Annotated in this window: 16 protein-coding genes; 6 read left to right on the forward strand and 10 right to left on the reverse strand. The window is 66.1% G+C overall.

What is annotated here, in order from left to right:
• Positions 1-60: 60 nt before the first annotated feature.
• The 3 genes from RPC_RS20550 to RPC_RS26565 form a co-directional block, all read right to left on the reverse strand.
• Complete coding sequence (locus RPC_RS20550) at positions 61-1,314, reverse strand: MFS transporter (RefSeq protein ID WP_041802145.1); 1,254 nt, start codon at positions 1,312-1,314, stop codon at positions 61-63.
• A gap of 147 nt (positions 1,315-1,461) precedes the next feature.
• Positions 1,462-2,814, reverse strand: coding sequence for a phosphoglucosamine mutase (gene glmM / locus RPC_RS20555; protein ID WP_011474520.1), 1,353 nt, complete (start codon positions 2,812-2,814; stop codon positions 1,462-1,464).
• 222 nt (positions 2,815-3,036) lie between these two features.
• Positions 3,037-3,198, reverse strand: coding sequence for a hypothetical protein (locus RPC_RS26565; protein ID WP_011474521.1), 162 nt, complete (start codon positions 3,196-3,198; stop codon positions 3,037-3,039).
• Positions 3,199-3,371: 173 nt separating this feature from the next.
• Between RPC_RS26565 and RPC_RS20560 the strand changes: the two genes are divergently transcribed.
• A complete protein-coding gene (locus RPC_RS20560; protein WP_011474522.1) occupies positions 3,372-4,511 on the forward strand; it encodes an alpha-hydroxy acid oxidase in 1,140 nt (379 codons plus the stop codon).
• A gap of 641 nt (positions 4,512-5,152) precedes the next feature.
• Here the strand turns inward: RPC_RS20560 and RPC_RS20565 are convergent.
• The 6 genes from RPC_RS20565 to RPC_RS20590 form a co-directional block, all read right to left on the reverse strand.
• A complete protein-coding gene (locus tag RPC_RS20565; protein ID WP_011474524.1) occupies positions 5,153-5,986 on the reverse strand; it encodes a shikimate dehydrogenase in 834 nt (277 codons plus the stop codon).
• 37 nt (positions 5,987-6,023) lie between these two features.
• Complete coding sequence (locus RPC_RS20570; RefSeq protein WP_041802147.1) at positions 6,024-6,296, reverse strand: helix-turn-helix domain-containing protein; 273 nt, start codon at positions 6,294-6,296, stop codon at positions 6,024-6,026.
• Positions 6,297-6,419: 123 nt separating this feature from the next.
• Complete coding sequence (locus RPC_RS20575; RefSeq protein ID WP_011474526.1) at positions 6,420-8,468, reverse strand: elongation factor G; 2,049 nt, start codon at positions 8,466-8,468, stop codon at positions 6,420-6,422.
• A gap of 203 nt (positions 8,469-8,671) precedes the next feature.
• The gene (locus RPC_RS20580; protein ID WP_011474527.1) at positions 8,672-9,145 is read right to left on the reverse strand and encodes a DUF992 domain-containing protein; all 474 of its coding nucleotides are present in this window, start codon (positions 9,143-9,145) and stop codon (positions 8,672-8,674) included.
• Between the two features lie 195 nt (positions 9,146-9,340).
• On the reverse strand, positions 9,341-9,862 hold the full coding sequence (locus tag RPC_RS20585; protein ID WP_011474528.1) for a DUF992 domain-containing protein: 522 nt from the start codon (positions 9,860-9,862) through the stop codon (positions 9,341-9,343).
• A 108-nt stretch (positions 9,863-9,970) separates the two neighbouring features.
• Positions 9,971-11,173, reverse strand: coding sequence for a pyridoxal phosphate-dependent aminotransferase (locus RPC_RS20590; RefSeq protein WP_041803123.1), 1,203 nt, complete (start codon positions 11,171-11,173; stop codon positions 9,971-9,973).
• 192 nt (positions 11,174-11,365) lie between these two features.
• Here RPC_RS20590 and RPC_RS20595 point away from each other — a divergent pair, with 192 nt between their 5' ends.
• The 4 genes from RPC_RS20595 (at position 11,366) to RPC_RS20605 (ending at position 15,007) form a co-directional block, all read left to right on the forward strand.
• Positions 11,366-12,610 (forward strand): glycosyltransferase family 87 protein, encoded by a 1,245-nt coding sequence (locus RPC_RS20595; RefSeq protein WP_011474530.1) that lies wholly within the window; start codon positions 11,366-11,368, stop codon positions 12,608-12,610.
• A gap of 174 nt (positions 12,611-12,784) precedes the next feature.
• Positions 12,785-13,438 carry a glutathione S-transferase family protein gene (locus RPC_RS20600; protein ID WP_011474531.1) on the forward strand — a complete coding sequence of 218 codons (654 nt, stop codon included), beginning with the start codon at positions 12,785-12,787 and terminating at the stop codon, positions 13,436-13,438.
• 149 nt (positions 13,439-13,587) lie between these two features.
• Complete coding sequence (locus tag RPC_RS26570) at positions 13,588-13,758, forward strand: hypothetical protein (protein ID WP_167532087.1); 171 nt, start codon at positions 13,588-13,590, stop codon at positions 13,756-13,758.
• A gap of 82 nt (positions 13,759-13,840) precedes the next feature.
• Positions 13,841-15,007: a PQQ-dependent sugar dehydrogenase gene (locus RPC_RS20605; protein WP_011474532.1), complete on the forward strand. Its 1,167-nt coding sequence runs from the start codon at positions 13,841-13,843 to the stop codon at positions 15,005-15,007.
• Between the two features lie 159 nt (positions 15,008-15,166).
• Here the strand turns inward: RPC_RS20605 and RPC_RS20610 are convergent, their stop codons facing one another.
• The gene (locus RPC_RS20610) at positions 15,167-15,517 is read right to left on the reverse strand and encodes a DMT family protein (protein WP_011474533.1); all 351 of its coding nucleotides are present in this window, start codon (positions 15,515-15,517) and stop codon (positions 15,167-15,169) included.
• Between the two features lie 328 nt (positions 15,518-15,845).
• Between RPC_RS20610 and RPC_RS20615 the strand changes: the two genes are divergently transcribed.
• The gene (locus tag RPC_RS20615; RefSeq protein WP_041803127.1) at positions 15,846-16,688 is read left to right on the forward strand and encodes a lysophospholipid acyltransferase family protein; all 843 of its coding nucleotides are present in this window, start codon (positions 15,846-15,848) and stop codon (positions 16,686-16,688) included.
• Positions 16,689-16,734 lie beyond the last annotated feature (46 nt).

Genomic DNA, 16,734 nt, shown 5'->3' on the forward strand with positions numbered 1-16,734 from the left:
TTCCGGGCGCCTTATTCACTAACAAGACGTTGATGGCGATGGCCGCTGGTTAACGATCAGTTAGTGGCCGTGGCGCGGCATCTTCGGCAGGAACATCGCGAGCAGCCCGATCGCCGGCAGGAAGGCGCAGATCTGATAGACGAACTCGATGCCCTTGTGGTCGGCGACCTGGCCCAGCATCGCGGCGCCGATGCCGCCGGCGCCGAACGAGAAGCCGAAGAACAGCCCGGAGATCATGCCGAAGCGATGCGGCATCAATTCCTGGGCATAGACCAGGATCGCCGGCATCGCCGAGGACAGGATGAACCCGATCACGATGCTGAGCACCGCGGTCCACATCAGGTCGGCATAGGGCAACAACAGCGTGAACGGCAGCACGCCGAGGATCGAGAACCAGATCACGTAGCGCCGGCCGATGCGGTCGCCGATCGGGCCGCCGAAGAAGGTGCCGACCGCAGTCGCGCCGAGGAACATGAACAGATAGACCTGCGAGGTCTGCGTGCTGACGCCGAATTTTTGCATCAGGTAGAAGGTGTAGTAGCTGGTCAGGCTCGACATGTAGATGAACTTCGAGAACACCAGCAGGATCAAGAGGCCGATCGCCACCGCGACGCGGCGCGAACTCGGCGCCCCCGGATGCCGTTGCGGCGCGGTGCGGCTGCGCGGCACGATCCGCGGCTTGTACCAGCTCCCGATCCGCCACAGCACCACGATCGCCAGAGCCGCGATCAGGCAGAACCAACCGAGACTGCCCTGCCCGAACGGCACCACGATCAGCGCCGCCAGCAGCGGCCCCATCGACTGGCCGAAATTGCCGCCGACCTGGAACACCGATTGCGCGAAGCCGTAGCGCCCGCCGGAGGACAGCCGGGCGATCCGCGCCGATTCCGGGTGGAACACCGCCGAGCCGAGCCCGACCAGCGCCGCCGCCAGCAGAATAACGAAGTAGTGATGCGCGATGCTGAGCAGCGCCAGCCCGATCAGGGTCGAGCCCATGCCGATCGCCAGCGAATAGGGCTGGGCTTTCTTGTCGGTGATGTGGCCGATCACCGGCTGCAGCAGCGAGGCGGTGATCTGGAAGGTCAGCGTGATCAATCCGATCTGGCCGAAATCAAGCGCGTAGTTCGCCTTCAGGATCGGATAGACCGACGGAATCAGCGACTGCATGGTGTCGTTGAGGAAGTGCGAGAAGCTGATGCCGCCGAGCACCAGATAGGTCGGCCCCATGGCCTTCACCGCCGCGGTGGGCGGCATGTCGGCAATCACGACGGGAGCGGGCTGATCTTCCGCGTTGACGACCACGGGCTTGTTCACGGCGTTTCCAGACGGTTTTGCAGGTGGAATGAAATCGGCATGCCGCCCCTAAAGGGGCGCAGCCTTCGACCAAATAGAATATGCAACGGCGAAGCGCTAGCATCGCCCGGCCATGGCAGGGTTGCGGCGCAGCGAGCGCGGCTAATGTCAGGCGGCGGCTGCGGCCGCCTCGCCGAGCGCGGAGCAGATCGTATCGACGACCTCCTCGACCATCTCGCGGTCGTCGCCCTCGCCCATCACCCGGATCACCGGCTCGGTGCCCGACGAGCGCACCAGCAGCCGGCCGTGGCCGTTCAGCCGCTTCTCGGCGGCGTGGATCGCCGACTTCACCTCGTCGTCCTCGAGCGGCTTGCCGGCGCGGTAACGCACGTTTTTCAGCACCTGCGGCAGCGGCTCGAACAGATGGCAGACCTCGGACACCGGGCGGCCGAGCTTCTGCACCACCGCCAAGACCTGCAAGGCGGCCACGAAGCCGTCGCCGGTGGTGGCGTAATCCGACAGGATGATGTGGCCGGAGGGCTCGCCGCCGACGTTGTAGCCCTGCTTCAACATCTGCTCCAGCACGTAGCGGTCGCCGACCGGGGTGCGGACCATCTCGATGCCGTTGCTTTGCAGAAAGCGCTCCAGCCCGAGATTGGACATCACGGTGGCGACGATGCCGGGCTTCGACAGCCGGCCGTCTTCCTTCCAGCTCTGCGCGATCACCGCCAGCAACTGATCGCCGTCGACCACGTGGCCGCGTTCGTCGACCAGGATCACCCGGTCGGCGTCGCCGTCCAGCGCGATGCCGATGTCGGCGCGCATCTCCCGCACCTTGCGCGACAGCGCTTCCGGCGCGGTGGAGCCGCATTCCTTGTTGATGTTGAAGCCGTCGGGTTCGACGCCGATCGCGATCACGTCCGCACCGAGCTCCCACAGCGCCTCCGGCACCACCTTGTAGGCGGCGCCATGCGCGCAATCGATCACCACGCGCAGCCCGTCGAGCGAGAGGTCGCGCGGCAACGTCCGCTTGGCGAACTCGATGTAGCGGTCATGCACGCCGTCGATGCGGCGCGCGCGGCCGAGGCTGGCGCTTTCGGCGAGCTTCTTATCGAGCGATTCGTCGAGCAGCTGCTCGATCTGCTTTTCGACATCGTCGCTGAGCTTGAAGCCGAGCGGACCGAACAGCTTGATGCCGTTGTCTTCGAATAGATTGTGCGAAGCGGAAATCATCACGCCGAGATCGGCGCGCATCGACTTGGTCAGCATCGCCACCGCCGGGGTCGGCATCGGGCCGAGCAGCAGCACGTCCATGCCGACCGAGGTGAAGCCGGCCACCAGCGCGGTTTCGATCATGTAGCCGGACAGCCGGGTGTCCTTGCCGATGACGACGCGATGGCGATATTCGCCGCGCTGAAACACCAGCCCGGCGGCCTGGCCGACCTTCATCGCCAGTTCCGGCGTGATCAGGCCGTTGGCGCGACCACGAATCCCGTCCGTCCCGAAATATCTGCGACTCATCGATTCCCCCGGCGTCATCGGTGCCCGGCCGGCAGCTCCGGCCGGGCACGAAAGCGCCTTATAGGTCGTTTCCGGTTGAAATGACCTCAAAAAATATGATGAATCATTACCAATTGGGAACCGTGCCGGCCCCCACCCCCCTGCTGGCGCCGGATTTTATTGCATTGCGAGAGGGCCGACCTTGCCATCGCAGCGGCGGCACGGGGGCCAGAAAGCTGGGGATCAACCCTTCTTCTTATCCTTGCGCTTGGAATCGGCGTCCGGCTTCGATGGCGCGGGCTGGGTCAGGCTGACCGGATCGGAGCCCGGAAAGGACTCCTGCAGCGCCTCGTCGAGCGCCTTGTCCTGGTCCTTCTTGGCTTTATCGGTGGCGTGATCGGGCATCGGGGATCTCCAGTCTGATGACGGAACCAACGCCGCCTCCCCCGCCGAGTTCCAACAACCGAGGGGCGCCCCGTTCCGTGCACCGCGCCGCGCGGTCTTCAATCCGAATTCCACTGCGCCGGAAAATGCTCTAGAGCACGGCACCGGAAAATCCTGAAAGGGCGGGGCGGCTCATGAAACAGATCACCTGCATCGACGACCTGCGCGACATTCACCAGCGCCGGGTGCCGAAGATGTTCTTCGACTACGTCGATCGCGGCTCCTACGCCGAAGAAACCCTGCGCGCCAACCGCGCCGATTTCCAGGACATCAAGTTCCGCCAGCGCATCCTGGTGGATATTTCGGAGCGCGACCTGTCCACCGACATCATCGGCGAGCGCGCGGCGCTGCCGCTGATCCTAGCCCCGGTCGGCTCGACCGGCATGCAATATGGCGACGGCGAGATCCACGCCTGCCGCGCCGCGCAGACCGCCGGCATCCCCTACACGCTGTCCACCATGTCGATCTGCTCGATCGAGGACGTCGCCGCCAATGTCGAGCAGCCGTTCTGGTTTCAGCTCTATGTGATGCGCGACCGCGGCTTCGTCAAAGCGCTGATCGAGCGCGCGATCGCCGCCAAATGCAGCGCGCTGGTGCTCACCGTCGACCTGCAGGTGATCGGCCAGCGCCATCAGGACATCAAGAACGGCATGTCGGTGCCCCCCGAAATCTTCCGGCTGAAGAACATCATCGACATCGCCACCAAGCCGCGCTGGGTGAAGGGCATCCTCGCCGGCAAGAGCCGCAACTTCGGCAATATCGCCGGCCACCTGCCGGGCTCCAAGGATTTGGGCTCGGTGTCGGCCTGGGTGGCGTCGCAGTTCGATCCGTCGCTGAGCTGGCGCGACATCGACTGGATCCGCTCGATCTGGCCGGGCAAGCTGATCATCAAGGGCATTCTCGACGTCGAGGACGCCGCCCTTGCGGTGAAGGCCGGCGCCGAGGCGCTGGTGGTGTCGAACCATGGCGGCCGCCAGCTCGACGGCGCGCCGTCCTCGATCGAAGTGTTGCCCGACGTGGTCGACGCGGTCGGCGACCAGATCGAGGTGATGTTCGACGGCGGCATCCGCTCCGGGCAGGACGTGATGCGGGCACTGGCGCTCGGCGCCCGCTCCTGCATGATCGGCCGCGCCTATATCTACGGCCTCGGCGCGTTCGGCGGCCCCGGCGTGGCGAAAGCGATCGACATCATCAAGAACGAACTCTCCACCACCATGGCGCTGTGCGGCGTCAATTCGATCGACGAGATCGACGACCACGTGCTGGCGTTGTAGTCGGACAGCTCCGCAAGGTGACGTCATCCTGAGGTGCGCGCCGGCGGCGCTTTTGCGCCGGCCGGCGTGCCTCGAAGGATCGGCTGCGAGGGCTGGCGGCACCGCCAAGCCCGCGGCCCATCCTTCGAGACGCCCGGCTTCGCCCTTCGGGCTTCGCCGGGCTCCTCAGGATGACGGCGCGTGGTGGAATTCGGAAAGGTGACGTCATCCTGAGGTGCACGCCGGCGGCGCTCTTGCGCCGGCCGGCGTGCCTCGAAGGATCGGCCGCGAGGGCTGGCGGCACCGCCAAGCCCGCGGCCCATCCTTCGAGACGCCCGGCTTCGCCCTTCGGGCTTCGCCGGGCTCCTCAGGATGACGTCGCGTTGTGGGGCGGCGCAGATACGTCGCAGCGCTGCGCGAGCAGGTCATACGTCCGGCCATGAGGTTTTATCTCAACCTCAACCGCGGCGGCAGCGCGTTCCCCTCCCCCTTGCGGGGAGGGGTTGGGGGTGGGGGTGCCGCGTCGGGATAGTGCCGCGTGGGCGCTATGCACGATGGCACGCCGTCGGGCTTTGAACTCATCAGTCCGAGAAGAGTTGGACGAGCGCCGTGCTCGGAGACCCCCACCCCCGACCCCTCCCCGCAAGGGGGAGGGGAGAAAACTACGCCGGCGCCAGATCCGCCTCGATCAGCGCGCGCAGTTCGGGCGTTACCGAAGGCCTGGTGCCGAACCACAATTCGAAGCCGCGCACCGCCTGGTGCAGCAGCATGCCGAGGCCGTCGGCGGTGGCGAGGCCGCGGGCGCGGGCGGCGGCGAGCAGCGGCGTCTCGAGCGGCACATAGACCAGATCGGCGACCGCGGCGTCCGTCGGCAACAAGCCGATGTCGACCTCGAGCGCCGGCTGGCCCTTCATGCCGAGCGAGGTGGTGTTGACCAGCAGTTTCGCCCGCGGCAACACCGCGGCGAGATCCTGCCAGGCGGTCGGCACCACGTCGGCGTTGAATTGATCGGCCACCGCCTGGGCGCGGTCCAGCGTGCGGTTGGCGAGATGGATGCGCTTGATGCCGCGCTCGATCAGCCCGAACACCACGGCGCGCGACGAACCGCCGGCGCCGAGCACCAGCGCCTCGTCGATTCCGTCCCAGCCCGGCGCGCAGGCGTCGAGATTGTTGAGGAAGCCTTCGATATCGGTATTGGTCGAACGCAGCGTCTCACCATCATACCACAGCGTATTGGCAGCGCCGACCGCACGGGCGCGGGCGTCCGGCTCGGTCAAGAGTAGCGCGCGCTCCTTGTGCGGGATGGTGACGTTGGCGCCGAGATAGCCGTGCGTCGACAGATGCAGCACGAACTCGCCAAAACCTTCCGGCGGCACCGATTCGATGGCGTAGCCGCCCTCGATGCCGAGCGTGCGCAGCCAGTAATGATGAATCATCGGCGAGCGGGAATGCGCCGCGGGCCAGCCGATCAGGCAGGCGGCCTTGATCCGGGTCATGATCGACGATCCTTGTCCTGGCGAACGGCCACCGCGGTCAGGGCCCCACCGGCGGCGGCGGCCCGGGCTGTTTCAGCCGCACGCCGCGCCCGCCGTCGTCGCTGCGGGTGTGCTCGCCGATCAATTCCACCCCGGCGCGGTTCAGCGCCTCGACCACCCGGGTCAGCGAATCGACGATGCCGCGAACGTTGCCGACGCTGGCTTCCATGCGTTGGATGGTCGGCACCGAGACGCCGGCCAGTTCGGCCAGCGTGCGCTGGTCGATCCCCAACAGCGCGCGGGCGGCGCGCATCTGAAATGAAGTAATCACGTGCAATATCCGACTTGACGACGCAGGCGACAGAAGACAAGCCGCAAACATAAACGGCTTCGATGATGTTTGATACATCATCGAAGCCGGATTGTTTTTGATCGGGCCCGTGTTGCGGGCGGCTCAGGCGGCCGCGGGACGGTTGGCGGCGATGATCTGCTCGGCGGCGCGCCCGGTGACTTCGGCCATGTGGTCGAAGCTGCGGGTGAAGCTGCCGGTGCCGGCGGTCGCCGAACGCAGCTCGACGATCAGATCGCCGATCTCGGCCTCCGGCATCATCGCGCGGACCAGATCCCAGCCGGGCCAGCCGTCGCGGGTGTCGAAGCCGAGAATCTGGCCGCGCCGCCCCGACAGGATGGCGTTGACCTTGGCGGTGGCGTCGGTCGGGCAGACGATCTCGACGATGTGGATCGGCTCCAACAGCACCGGCTGGCACTGCGGCAACGCTTCGACGACGCCGATCCGGCCGGCGGTGCGGAACGCCATATCGGAGGAATCCACGGTGTGGAACGAGCCGTCGATCAGCGTTACCTGCACGTCAACCACCGGGAAGCCGAGCGGCCCATGCAGCAACGCATCGACCACGCCCTCCTCGACCGCCGGGATGTAGTTGCGCGGCACCGCGCCGCCGACCACTTTCTCGGCGAAGCTGAAGCCGGTCGAGCGCGGCAGCGGACCGACCTCCAGCACCACGTCGCCGAACTGGCCGTGGCCGCCGGACTGCTTCTTGTGCCGGCCGCGCTGGGTGATCGACTTGCGGATCGTCTCCTGATAGCCGATCGCCGGCGGATGCGATTTCACGGTCACGCCAAAGCGGTCCTGCAACCGCTCCAGCGCCACCCGCAGATGCATCTCGCCCTGCCCCCACAGCACGATGTCGTGGGTGCGGCTGTTGTGGATCACGGTCAGCGAGGGATCCTCCTCGTTCAGCCGCAGCAAGGCCTGGCCGAGCTTGACGTCGTCCTTGCGGTCGGCCGCCGACAGCGCCATCGCCAGCACCGGAGCGGTCGGCACCACCTGCACCAGCGCGGCCGGGGTGGCCTTGCCGGTCGACAGCGTGTCGCCGGTCTTGACCGCGTCGAGCTTGCCGAGCGCCACCATGTCGCCGGCCGCGGCCGTCGCGCGCTTGGTGTCGTGGCCGCCGGTCACGGCGTGGATGCCGGAGACTTTGCCGGTCTCGCCGCTGGAGGCGTGAACCAAAGCGCCGTCCTCGAGCTGGCCGGTCAGCACGCGGGCCAGCGACAGCTTGCCGCCGTGCTGCAGATGGTTGGTCTTGAACACATAGGCCAGCGCGTCGGGGCCATTGGCGCCGAGCCGGGCCGCGGTCTCGGCGACGTCGGGCGCCTCGTGGCGCAGCGCCTTCAACAGCCGCAGCACGCCGTTCTCGCGCAATGCCGAGCCGAGCAGCACCGGACAGATCACGCCCTCGCGCAATTCGCGGGCGAGATCGTCGAACACCGCGTCACGCGGCGGCGCGACGTCCTCGAGCAATTGCTCCATCAGCGCGTCGTCGTGATCGGCGAGCTTCTCCAGCATCGAGAACCGCGCCTCCTTGCCGCGGTCGAGATCGCCGCCTTCCAGCGCGATCACCTCGGAGGCCTTGTGCTCGCGGTAAACGAAGGCGCGCTCCAGCGCGAGATCGACATAACCGCCGATCAGGTCGCCATTCCAGATCGGAATCTGCCGCAACACCAGCGGAATCCGCGAGGCCGGCTGCAGGATGCTCAACACATCGCGCGTCGCCGTATTGGCCTTGTCGATCTTGTTGAGAAACAGAAACCGGGGAATCCCGAGATCTTCCAGCTCGCGCAGGATGATCTGCAGCTGCGGCAGCTTGCGCTCGTCGGCTTCGCAGACCACCACGGCGGCGTCCACCGCCGGCAGCGCGGCGCGCATGTCATGCGCGAATTCGACCGATCCCGGACAATCGATGAAGGTGTAGGTATCGTCCATGAAGCTGGTGGTCGCGGCGGTCAAGCCGACGCCCATCTTGTGATGCCGCGCCTCCGGACTGGAGTCGCCGAACGAGGTCCCGGCGTCGACGCTGCCGGCGCGGGGGATCGCACCGGTGCGGGCCAGGATGGCTTCGAGCAGTGTGGTTTTTCCGCTTTGGAAAGGGCCCACCAGTGCGATGCACCGTGGACCGCGGGGACTTCTGAGGTTCTGTCCCATCGCCGCCTCCTTGGTTGGAGCTCGGCCCATGATTGGGTCGGCGGCGGATCGTTTCAGGGGAGCCTGCGCTTTGCAAGCAGGAAAATAGTCGCGCGAGAAACGCAACAGTTGAGAAAGATCAATGACATGCGGATTTTTCCGAACGCCGGCGAGCGCGCCGGCGTTCGGTTCACAGCCTCATCAGCTCATAAAGCGAGGAGCGCTCAGCGCCCCGGGCGTAGCTCGAGGCCCGCGAGCCCCACCGCCACGTTGATGCCGGTCGAGCCCTGCAGGCTGAGCGGCTGCAGGGCGATCGAATTTGCCGAGCCGCCGACCAGCACGTTGGCGCCGAGCCCGACGCCGACCGACGCCGAGCCCTGTGCGCCGGCGTAATTGCCGGACAGATCGCCGACCGCCGCGCGCTCGATCGGCGCGAACACCGCCCAGGCCAGGCCGGTCTCCTGGGTGATGCCGAGGTCGAGGCCGACCTTGCGGATGGTGGCGACGTAGGGCTGATCCGGATGGCCTTCGGCCCGCAGCACGCAGCCGAGATTGGTCACCGAGCCGACGATGAAGCCGACGCTGGCGCCGCCGCGGCACTCCAGCACGCCGATCTGCACCCGGGACTGCTGCGCCTCGGCGCTGCCGGCGACGAACACGGCGGTGGTGATACCAAGCAGGAGCGAAAGTCGGCGCATGACAGATCTCCGGGTGAGCGACGTGATGCAGGATATTGCAGGGCCCCTTGGGGCTTGCGGCGCAGCGGAACTACGCGCCGCAATCTAGTCATAGCCTTTGCGAATCTTCAATGCGGCGGCGACGCTCCGCAAAAAAAGGGCCCGCCGAAGCGAGCCCTTTTCCGATCGCGAATGATTCGCGACGGTAACTAGTTGTTAGCGATGACGGCGATGATGCCGAACGGCGCGGCGCGGGCCGCGCAGATCGGCGGGGCGCAGCTGCAGATCGGCGACGCCGGCGGTGACGTTCAGACCGGTCTGACCCTGCAGGCTGAGCGGCTGCAGCGAGTAGGCATTGGACGAGCCGCCAACCAACAGGTTGCCGCCGAAGCCGACGCCGACCGACGCATTGGCGCCGACGCCGCCGTAGCTGCCGGCGAGATCGCCGCGGCCGATCCGATCGGTCGGCGCGTAGACCGCCCAAGCAAAGCCGGTGTCCTGGGTGAAGCCGAGATCAAGGCCGAACCGATGAATGGTAGCAACGTAGGGCTCGGGACGACGACCGTCGGCGCGGAAGGCGCACTGCAGATCGGTCACCGAGCCGACGACGAAGCCGACATTCTGGCCGCCGGAGCATTCGAGCACGCCGACCTGCAACTGGCGCTGCTGCGCGTTGGCGGTGGCGACCGAAGCAACCAGCGAGAGCGCTGCGATACCGAACAAACTTGAAAGACGCATAGTAGTAGTCTCCGATGAGGAATTGATGCCGGGGCACAGGATGCAAGAGCCGTGTTCAAAACAAGGCGCTGGCGTCACAAACTGTCGAAAAAGTTCCCAACCTTTGGCTTATTTGAGATTTCCGCAGAACCGTTGGATGCGCTTGCAGGCCTCTTCGAGGTCGGCGGTCTTGGTAGCGTAAGAAATCCGGAACGCCGGGCCGAGCCCGAACGCCGAGCCCTGCACCACCGCGACGCCTTCGGCTTCCAGCAATTCGGTGACGAAATCCTGGTCGTTGCCGATGACGTTGCCCGACGGCGCGGTCTTGCCGATGGTGCCGGCGCAGGACGGATAGACGTAGAACGCGCCTTCCGGCCGCGGGCAATCGATGCCATTGGCCTGGTTCAGCATCGACACCACCAGATCGCGGCGCTCCTTGAACACTTTGTTGTGGGTCGGGATGAAGTCCTGCGGCCCGTTCAGCGCTTCCACCGCGGCCCATTGGGCGATCGACGACGGATTCGAGGTCGACTGCGACTGGATCGTGGTCATCGCCTTGACCAATTGCGCCGGGCCGCCGGCATAGCCGATCCGCCAGCCGGTCATGCAATAGGCCTTGGAGACGCCGTTCACCGTCAGCGTGCGGTCGAACAATTTGGGTTCGATCTGCGCCGGCGTGGTGAAGACGAAATCGTCATAAACCAGGTGCTCGTACATGTCGTCGGTCATCACCCAGACATGCGGGTGCCTCACCAGCACGTCGGTCAGGGCTTTCAACTCGGCATGCGAATAGGCGGCGCCGGTCGGGTTCGACGGCGAATTCAGGATCACCCATTTGGTCTTCGGCGTGATCGCGGCCTCCAGCGCCTGGGGCTGCAGCTTGAAGCCGAACTCGGCGGTGCACACCACCGGCACCGACTCGCCGCCCGCCAGCGCCACCATCTCCGGATAGCTCACCCAATACGGCGCCGGGATGATCACCTCGTCGCCGGGATTGAGGGTCGCCACCAGCGCGTTGTACAACACCTGCTTGCCGCCGGTGCCGACGATGATCTGGTTCGGCTTGTAGTCGAGGCTGTTCTCGCGCTTGAACTTGGCGATGATCGCCTGCTTCAATTCGGGAATGCCGTCGACCGCGGTGTATTTGGTCTTGCCGGCCTCGATGGCGTGGATCGCGGCGAGCTTGATGTTGGCTGGGGTGTCGAAATCCGGCTCGCCCGAGCCGAGCCCGATGACGTTGCGGCCAGCCGCTTTCAGCTCCCGCGCTTTATCCGTCACCGCGATGGTCGCGGACGGCTTCACACGGTCGAGCGCAGCGGACAAAAACGACATCATCATCTTCCTTGCAAGCGTCGAGAACCAGCGATTGTCACGGGCTCGATCTGACGGGATGGCCGCACACTAAGCGGCGATCCCGTGGTCCGCAAGCCGGTTGCGCGCATGGCGCATGCGCTGCCGTGCTTTAGACAACGTTAAAACGGGCTCGCTAGGGTTCGCGCAACTTTTGATAAGTGGCACGGCGACATGGGCTTTTTTCAGCGAACCGGAATCCTTGCCGGGCTGCGCAGCGGAGCCTGGCTGACCGGCGAACGGGTCCGCGGCTACAGCCTGATTCTGCTCGGCCTTGGCGCCGCGGCGATCGTCGGCTGGCTGGCGCTGTCGGACGCCATGATCGACCGCAACGGCAAGCCGATCGGCACCGATTTCTCCGACCCCTACGCCGCCGGCACCCTGGCGCTCGCCGGCAAGGCCGCCGATGCCTACGTCCCCGCGTTGCAGCACGACGCCGAACGCGCGGTGTTCGGCGGCCGCGACGTGCCGTTCTATGGCTGGCACTATCCGCCGTTCTTCTTCGCCGTGGCGATGGCGGTGGCGGCGCTGCCCTATGGCTGGGGATTGCTGCTCTGGCTGACCTCGAGCCTTGCGGCCTATCTGGCAATGATTCGCATGGTGCTGCCGCGACCGGAGACGCTGTTGGTCGCGCTCGCCTTCCCCGCCGTGCTGGTCAATATCGGCCACGGCCAGAACGGCTTCCTCACCGCCGCATTGCTCGGCGGTGCGTTGCATTGGCTCGACCGGCGACCCATTCTGGCCGGCGTGTTGATCGGGCTGTTGGCCTACAAGCCGCAATTCGGGTTGCTGATCCCGCTGGCGCTGCTCGCAGGCGGGCGGTGGAAACCGATCGGCGCCGCCGCGGCCACCGTCGCCGTGCTGTTCGCGCTGAGCGTGGCGGCGTTCGGCAGCGGCATCTGGCAAGCCTTTGCCGAGTCCACCCGTTTCACCCAAGACGTGGTCCTCGAACAGGGCAACACCGGCTGGGAGAAGATTCAATCGATCTTCTCCGCAGCGCGCAATTGGGGCGCGACGGTGCCCGTCGCCTATGCGTTGCAGCTGCTGCTGGCGCTGACCGTCGCGGCCAGCCTGGCCTGGCTATGGCGCAGCACCGCGCAATTCGAACTCAAGGCTTCGGCGCTGGCGACGGCGTGCCTGCTCGCCACCCCCTACGTGCTGGATTACGATCTCGTCGTGCTCGCGGTTTCGATCGGCTTTTTCGTCCGCCACGGCTTCGCCCGCGGATTTCGCGACTATGAGATCAGCATGCTGGCCGCCGCCTTCATCGTGCCGCTGCTGTCGCGCGGCATCGCTGCCGGCACCGGGATTCCGTTGGGCTTGCTGGCGCTGCTTTCGCTTTACGCTTTCACCTTGCGACGCGCGGTGGCGGATTGCGCAACTCCAACCGCTGCAACGGCGCTGCCGGCGCATTCCTAATCGCCTTTGATTGGTAAAATCTGCTCGTCGGTTGCAGTGCGGCAGGCGATTTCGAGCTTTTCCGGAATGAGGGGCTTGCGAGCCACCCCCGGCCGCATCATTGTTTAGCCGCGGTGACGATGGACAACGCAAATCCACGCACACGGGGCGGCGACGGAACCAAGCGGCGGCAGAATGTACAAACTCTATTCGATGCAACGATCCGGCAACAGCTACAAGGTCCGCCTTGCGCTGGCGTTTCTCGACGCGCCGTACCGTGCGATCGAGGTCGACATTCTCAGCGGCGAAAGCCGCACGCCGGATTTCCTCGCCAAGAATCCCAGCGGCCAGGTGCCGCTGCTGGAGGTCGCCGAAGGCCGTTACCTCGCGGAGTCCAACGCCATCCTCTGGTATCTCGGCGTCGGCACCTCGCTGGCGCCGGAATCGCGGATCGATCGCGCCGACGCGCTGCAATGGATGTTCTTCGAACAGCACGCGCTGGAGCCCAATATCGGGGCGGCGTATTTCTGGCTGTCGCTGGTCAAGGGCGGCCGCGACCTGCAGACCCACGCCTTGGAAGACTGGATGGAGCGCGGCTACGCGGCGCTGCAGGTGATGGAAAATCACCTCAAGGACAATGATTACTTCGCCGCCGGCCAACTCACCATCGCCGACATCGCGCTGTACGGCTACACCCATGTCGCCGATCAATGCGACTTCGACCTCGAGGCGTTTCCCGCGATCGGCGCCTGGCTGAAACGGGTGCAGCAATCGCCCGGCTACGTCTCGATGAACTGGCGCCCGGAGAGTATTTCGGACGACGCCCCGGGAATCGCCGCCGAGGCCTAACGGGCCGTTAGCGCCGGTAAATAGCGGGCATAACAAGTAATTTCGCCCTCGTTCCGCCTTTTTCGCTGAGTTACCGCCGCAAAATTGCCTGCGAGTATTGGGAAACAAGCCTATCGCGGTGATTCGCCGCGTCTTTAAGGATCCCGACCATGACACGGTCGCCAAGCACGGAGGAGGGCTTCAAGAGCCTCCGCGCGCTCACTCCCTCGCGTTTGACCCACGCCGTCGCGGCTGCGCTGGCGTTCAGTTCGTTGTCGCTATGCCTGATCGTGGTGATCACCTTGCTGTCGACGGGTCTGGGCATGGCGCGGCCGCTCTGAGCTCGCGCACCCCGACGCGGCCCCGGCGACGGCACGGAAACGCGACGCTTGGCTTGGACCCGTTGGTGCATGAGGCTTTGCGATGAAGGCTCCACTCGTTTGGGTCACCGGATCGCTGGTCGCGGCCATCGTACTGACCGCCTCGTTCCTGATCGCCACCACGGCGAGCCGCGGCGAAACCAGTTCGTTCGCCTCCTCCGCCGGCCCGCTCGAGGTCCACACCGTCGCCTCCGGCCTGGTCAATCCATGGGCGCTGGCGTTCCTGCCGGACCGGCGCATGCTGGTCACCGAGAAGCCCGGCCGGATGCGGATCGTGACGCCGCAGGGCCAGCTCTCGCCGCCGCTGCAGGGCGTCCCCGAGGTCTGGGCCTCCGGCCAAGGCGGGCTGCTCGACGTCGTGGTCGACAAGTCGTTTGCTGATAACAAGACTCTGTATTTCTGTTTCGCCGAACGCACGGGCAATGGCGGCCGCACCGCGGTGGCGCGCGCCAAGCTCGACGATGCGCGCCCGCCGCGGCTCGACGATGTGAAGATCATCTTCCGCCAGGACGGCCCGTTGTCGAAGGGCAATCACTACGGCTGCCGGATCGCGCAGGCGCCGGACGGCAATTTGTTCGTCACCCTCGGCGAGCATTTCTTCGCCCGCGACCAGGCGCAGACCCTCGCCAACCATCTCGGCAAGCTGATCCACATCACCCCGGACGGCGCCGCCGCGAAAGACAATCCGTTTCTCGGCCGCTCCGACGCCAGGCCGGAGATCTGGAGCTACGGCCACCGCAATCCGCAGGGCCTCGCCTTCAATCCGAGGTCGGGCGCGCTGTGGGAGATCGAGCACGGCCCGCGCGGCGGCGACGAGGTCAACATCATCGCCCCCGGCAACAACTACGGCTGGCCGGTGATCGGCTTCGGCATCGATTACGACGGCAGCAAGATTCACGACAGCACCATCAAAGACGGCATGCAGCAGCCGATCAAATACTGGGTGCCGTCGATCGCGCCGAGCGGCATGGCGTTCTACATCGGCGCGCTGTTTCCAGCGTGGCGCGGCAGCCTGTTCACCGGCGCGCTCGCTGGCCAGATGCTGGTGCGGCTGTCGCTCGACGGCGACAAAGTCACCGGCGAGGAGCGGCTGTTACACCAACTCGGCGAACGCATCCGCGACGTCCGTCAGGGACCGGACGGCGCGCTCTATCTGCTCACCGACAGCGCCACGGGCCGCATCCTGCGGGTGACGCCGGCCGGCAAGTAGTCCGTGTCCCGGCCCGAAGCTGCCCGTCTTCGCGCGGCTTCGGGAGCCCCGGGACCGTTACGGATGCCGTGCTCCGCTACGGCCCCGGCTCGCTTCGCGCCACGCCGCATGCGCGGCGCGTCGCGAATAGTCCGGGGCACGCTTGCCGACGCGCCCGCCTCACGACCACTTGTGGAAAATGAAAAACGCCCCCGCCGCGATGAAGGCGAAGCCGACCGCGTGATTCCAGCCCAGCGGCTCCTTCAGATACAGAATCGAGAATCCGGCGAACACCACCAGCGTGATCACTTCCTGAATGGTCTTCAGCTGCGCCGCCGAATACACCTCGCTGCCCCAGCGATTCGCCGGCACCGCCAGCCAGTACTCGAAAAACGCGATGCCCCAACTGATCATCACCACGAGCGCCAGCGCGCTGCTCTTGTATTTGAGATGGCCGTACCACGCGAAGGTCATGAACACGTTGGAGGCGAGCAGCATCAGGATCGGCAGCAGATAGGGCGACACTGGCATGGAAATCCTTCCAAAAACGGAGCTAACGAGAGACGCAACGGCAAGTTCCGGCACGGCGAAGACGGCCTTGCCGCGCCAACGCTGCCCCAGCGGACAAGGCCACGTCACGACCGCGTAACAATGCGCAGCTAACCTTCCGGTGCGGTGATCGACAACCCCCGTCGCCGATCATCGCTCCCAACGCGGTCCCCGTCAGTCGCCGCGCCTGTCTGGGACCGCACCTTTTTCAACGCCGGCGTGCTTTCGAATATTTTGCTCGGATAATCTGCACAGGCCCATCCTCTGCCGCGCGCCGTTGCGATGGCAGCCGCTGAAAAAGACCATCGCCATGATCCGCTTCGTCGTCGTCGTCGCCGCATTCGTCGCGCTCACCCTGCTCCTGCTGCCGTTCCAATTGCTGGCGATGCGCTTCGACCTGCGTTTGCAGCGGATCATTCCGCAGCTCTATCACCGCGCGCTGTGCCGATTGATCGGCGTCCGCATCCGCCAAGTCGGCCAACGCAGCGCCGACGCCCCGGCGCTGATTCTCTCCAATCACGTCTCCTGGCTCGACATCTGCGTGATCGGCGCGCTCGGCCCGGTGGTGTTCGTCTCCAAGAGCGAAGTGGCGCGCTGGCCGGTGTTCGGCTGGCTGTCGCGGCTGCAGCGCACCGTGTTCATCGACCGCCAGGCCCGCCATCGCACCGGCGCCGCCACCCAGGAAATCGGCGACCGGCTGGTCGGCGGCGACGCCGTGGTGCTGTTCGCCGAAGGCACCTCCAGCGATGGCGTTCGCATCCTGCCGTTCCGCTCGGCCTTGATCGGCGCGGTGCATCACGCGCTCGGCGCCTCGACCCAGCACAACGCCATCACCGTGCAGCCGTTGTCGCTGGCCTATGTCCGTTTCGCCGGATTGCCGGTCGGCCGCGCGCTGCGCGAACGCGTCGCCTGGTACGGCGACGCCGACCTGATGCCGCATCTGATGGGCGTGCTGTCGGCCGGCGCGATCGACGTCACCGTCAGCTGGGGCGACGCGGTCGCTCACGATGTCTCCGCCGACCGCAAGGCGATCGCGCGCCAGGCCGAAGCCGAGGTGCGGCGGATGACCGGCGCAGCGTTGCGCGCGGCGCCGCCGGCGCTGCCGGCGCCCGCCACCGAGAAATTGCCGCTGCCCTGGCCGCAGCCGGCCTGAGCCGCGGCCGCGCCGCACGAGTGTTGCCTCCGCCGTCTCTTGCCTT

Origin of the sequence: Rhodopseudomonas palustris BisB18 (assembly GCF_000013745.1) — a bacterium.
GTDB classification, from domain to species: domain Bacteria; phylum Pseudomonadota; class Alphaproteobacteria; order Rhizobiales; family Xanthobacteraceae; genus Rhodopseudomonas_A; species Rhodopseudomonas_A palustris_F.